The following is a 3,606-nucleotide window of genomic DNA, read 5'->3' as shown; positions in this document are numbered from 1 at the left end:
CTCCGTGTGGCAGTCGTCACGACGCTGGCCTGTTCGCTGCTGCTTCAGGCCGGCTCCTTCGGCCGCGTGCTCTTTCTGATCTGGCAGTCCTCTAGCCGCGCTCGTGGAACTCGCCACAGGGGCCAGCATGCCGATGGTTACAGGAAAGCTCGGGTACCAGTCGTCTGACTCTGATCAACTGCGGAATGCAATTTTCAGCTGTGTCCCGGCTTGGTCGAATGCCCAGCATGTGCTGCTGCTTTGATGCGCGGATGACAGGATCAGTGCTCAGACCCACACCAATTTTGGTCACCCTCTGATGACTGAGCTGATCGTATAGGGAATCTGTGTTCGGCTAACACGCGACCATACCCCTGGGCTGACCGGTGCGTAGCCGGTTCAGGTACTTTTTTGCTGGAGATAGCATGCTGGAAAAATTCGAACGTTATCCGCTCACCTTTGGACCCACGCCGATCGAGAGGCTCGACCGCCTCGGCAAGCATCTGGGCGACAAGGTGGAAATCTACGTCAAACGCGAGGACTGCAACTCCGGTCTCGCGTTCGGCGGAAACAAGCTGCGCAAGCTCGAATACATTGTGCCCGACGCGATCGCGTCAGATGCCGATACGCTCGTCACAATCGGTGGCGTGCAGTCCAACCATACGCGCATGGTCGCTGCGGTCGCCGCCAAGATCGGCATGAAATGCCTCCTGGTCCAGGAGAGCTGGGTCCCACATGATGATGCTGTCTACGACCGGGTCGGCAATATCCTCTTGAGCCGCATCATGGGGGCAGAGGTGCGCCTGGTTGACGAGGGCTTTGACATCGGCATCCGCCGCAGCTGGGAAAAGGCACTTTATGAAGTCAAGGCAAGGGGCGGCAGGCCATATGCGATACCTGCCGGCGCCTCTGTCCACAAATACGGCGGCCTGGGCTATGTGGGGTTCGCTGAGGAGGTGCGTGCCCAGGAAGAGCAGCTTGGGTTTGCCTTCGACTATATCGTCGTCTGTACGGTGACTGGTTCAACCCACGGCGGCATGCTCGTCGGGTTCGCCAAGGATGGTCGACAGCGCAACGTGATCGGTATCGATGCCTCCGCCATGCCCGCCAAGACCAAGGCGCAGGTGCTCGGCATCGCCCAAAATACAGCGAAGCTCGTCCACCTCGGAGCGGAAATTGTCGAGGCAGACGTGGTGTTGTTCATGGACTACGCGTACCCGGGTTATGGCGTTCCATCGGAGGAAACCAAAGAGGCAATCCGTTTGTGCGCGCGGCTCGAGGGCATGATTACGGACCCCGTTTACGAGGGCAAATCGATGCAAGGGATGATCGACCTCGTCCAGAGGGGCTTCTTTCCACAGGGATCGAGGGTCCTCTACGCACATCTAGGCGGCGCGCCGGCGATCAACGGGTACGGCTACACCTTTCGCAACGGCTGACGTTCGGCAGTCTGCGATTCCGCGGTCGCGCTCGAACGTGGGTAGGTAGCGTCGTTCGAGCGCTTGGCTGGAGAAGTGGAGGCAGCGACGGGCATCCACTAATTGGTACCATTACGTGCTGTCGGGGCTCAACGCCACGCGCATTGAGCGCATGCCGCCGTTGGCAACCGCGAGGCGAATTTTGACTCCGGGGCAAGAATCCACACGCGGCGGTGGCGGCACGAGGACCAAGCCGGCGAGTTCGCGCTTTCGAACTGGCGCCAAACTGCCACTGCTCGAGGACCGAGGCCAGTCTAATCACAGGCGAGCCGTCCAAGCTCTCAAGAGATAGGGCGAAACCCGACAGCGGCAGAAGACATGTCGGGTTCACGACAATCGGCCGCATTTAGCCTCGTGGAGAATTTCAAAGCATTTCCCGCCGCTTACCGGAGCTGAGGGAATTGGCACCTCCGTTGCAGCTTGATGTGCGGCAACACGGTGAGAGCTTCGCTGAAGCAAGCCAGAGGGAGCGATGCCCTCGAGACCGTGTCCGATTTTGACGGGAAAATATTCCGCGACAAAAGAGACGAAAGGTGTGGAATGACTTTGGACACCAAGATGGAACTGCGTATGGGGTCCCCGGCTCCTGCGATCAAAGTGGAGAACTGGCTGCGTGGCGAGCCCCTCACGAACTTTCGGCCCGGCAAGGTCTACCTCGTTGAGTTTTGGGCGACTTGGTGCGGACCATGTGTCGACGCCATGCCCCATTTGATCGAACTGCAGGAGAAATATGAAGGCAGCGGATTTGAGGCGGTCGGAGTTGCCGCCTGCGAACAGGGTCCTACCGCAGACGAGGCGCGGACCAACGTGGATGCCTGGCTGACCGAGAAGTTCCCGAATCTGAATTATCGTATCGGGTTCGATTACATTGGCGAAATGAACAAGCTCTGGATGGATCCCAGCTCTTCGATTGGGATTCCCACCTCGTTCGTGGTCGACCGCGACGGCCACATCGCTTTTATCGGCCACCCGGCGGAACTCGATGACGTTTTGCCGAAAGTCCTTAACGGCAGCTGGCGCAGCAGCTATGAAGCGAAAGCCGCCGATGCAAAGCGCATCGCGCATAACCAACTTGCAGCGCGCGAAATGTCGCTTACCGGGCCGATATACGCCAAACTTGAGCCGGCGATGCAGGCCGAGAATTGGACGGCGGCGCTCTTGGCCATCGAAGAAGGCCTCGCCTTGATGCCAGACTCTTTTGATTTTCGGCAGATTCATGCGGATCTTCTGCTTCACAAGCTGCGCGACATCAAGACCGGCATGCCGGTCATGCGAGAATTGGTCGAGGACGCGATCGACAAAACGTCCGACGCGGTGTCGTGGATGGCCTTGGCCCTCAACCAACTCTTCGATCCCACGATGGACAATTCCCATCTTCCGCGCGCGGAGCGCTTTGCGATGGGCAACGAGCTCTCGGAACAGATACTGGCACTCAATCCCCCGAACGGCGATGGCCCGTTTAAATACCGCCGGTACCTCCCGGTAGCTCAGTATTATTACGAGAGCGGCAACAAAGATCGCGCAATCGAGTTGATCGAGGTGGCACTGAAATCGGTGGACCGGCTGGGGCCAATTCCGGACCACACCAAACAGTACTATCTTACCCCATTGCTCGAAGCACTGGCCAACTACACGGGTGAGCCTGCCTGTCACGCGGATCTTTGTGTGGCTCCGCAAAAGAAGGCACCCGAAACTCAAAACGCAGTCACTTCCTGAGCAAGAATCGCGAAGGGACTGACAATTGGAATTGAACACTGGCCAATCCGCCCATCGAAGCTCTCTTCGCAGCAAGTATGTCGATGCAGCAGGGCGGCGGCTTGCGGCAGGTTGGATTTCAATTGCGTTGACCACCGGTCGGATCGCGGCGCAGACGATGTGCGCCGCGAATTCGCGCCGCAGGTCTCGCACTCGTGGACATGTCGAGGTCGGCCACGGGGCACTCTTGGGGTTGGCCCGCCCAAGCCATTCGTCGGCCACGCAAGCGGACCCGGAGTGGGCATCGCAGGAAAAGGAAATCGTACCTCGAAGACGAAGACTGAAATGACGAACAACGAAATTCCTCCGGTTGGCCCTGCTGTCAACAATGACGAAGAAGCCCTTGCTTCCCCGTTCGTCAAATGCCTCCTGCGGCTCATTCGTACTCAGGATT

Annotated in this window: 3 protein-coding genes; all 3 read left to right on the top strand. The window is 58.7% G+C overall.

Annotated elements, in window-relative coordinates:
* The first annotated feature begins 6 nt into the window (after window positions 1-6).
* The 3 genes from EOB49_RS33335 (at window position 7) to EOB49_RS33325 (ending at window position 3,173) form a co-directional block, all read left to right on the top strand.
* Window positions 7-168: an exopolysaccharide production repressor protein gene (locus EOB49_RS33335; RefSeq protein ID WP_245466512.1), complete on the top strand. Its 162-nt coding sequence runs from the start codon at window positions 7-9 to the stop codon at window positions 166-168.
* A 236-nt stretch (window positions 169-404) separates the two neighbouring features.
* The gene (locus tag EOB49_RS33330; protein WP_024505903.1) at window positions 405-1,418 is read left to right on the top strand and encodes a 1-aminocyclopropane-1-carboxylate deaminase; all 1,014 of its coding nucleotides are present in this window, start codon (window positions 405-407) and stop codon (window positions 1,416-1,418) included.
* A 597-nt stretch (window positions 1,419-2,015) separates the two neighbouring features.
* The gene (locus tag EOB49_RS33325) at window positions 2,016-3,173 is read left to right on the top strand and encodes a TlpA disulfide reductase family protein (protein WP_126080608.1); all 1,158 of its coding nucleotides are present in this window, start codon (window positions 2,016-2,018) and stop codon (window positions 3,171-3,173) included.
* Window positions 3,174-3,606 lie beyond the last annotated feature (433 nt).

Origin of the sequence: Mesorhizobium sp. M7A.F.Ca.MR.148.00.0.0, from assembly GCF_003997735.1 — a bacterium.
Lineage (GTDB): Bacteria > Pseudomonadota > Alphaproteobacteria > Rhizobiales > Rhizobiaceae > Mesorhizobium.
The sequence above is the reverse complement of the archived record's forward strand: the minus strand, read 5'-3'. Positions and strand labels throughout refer to the sequence as shown.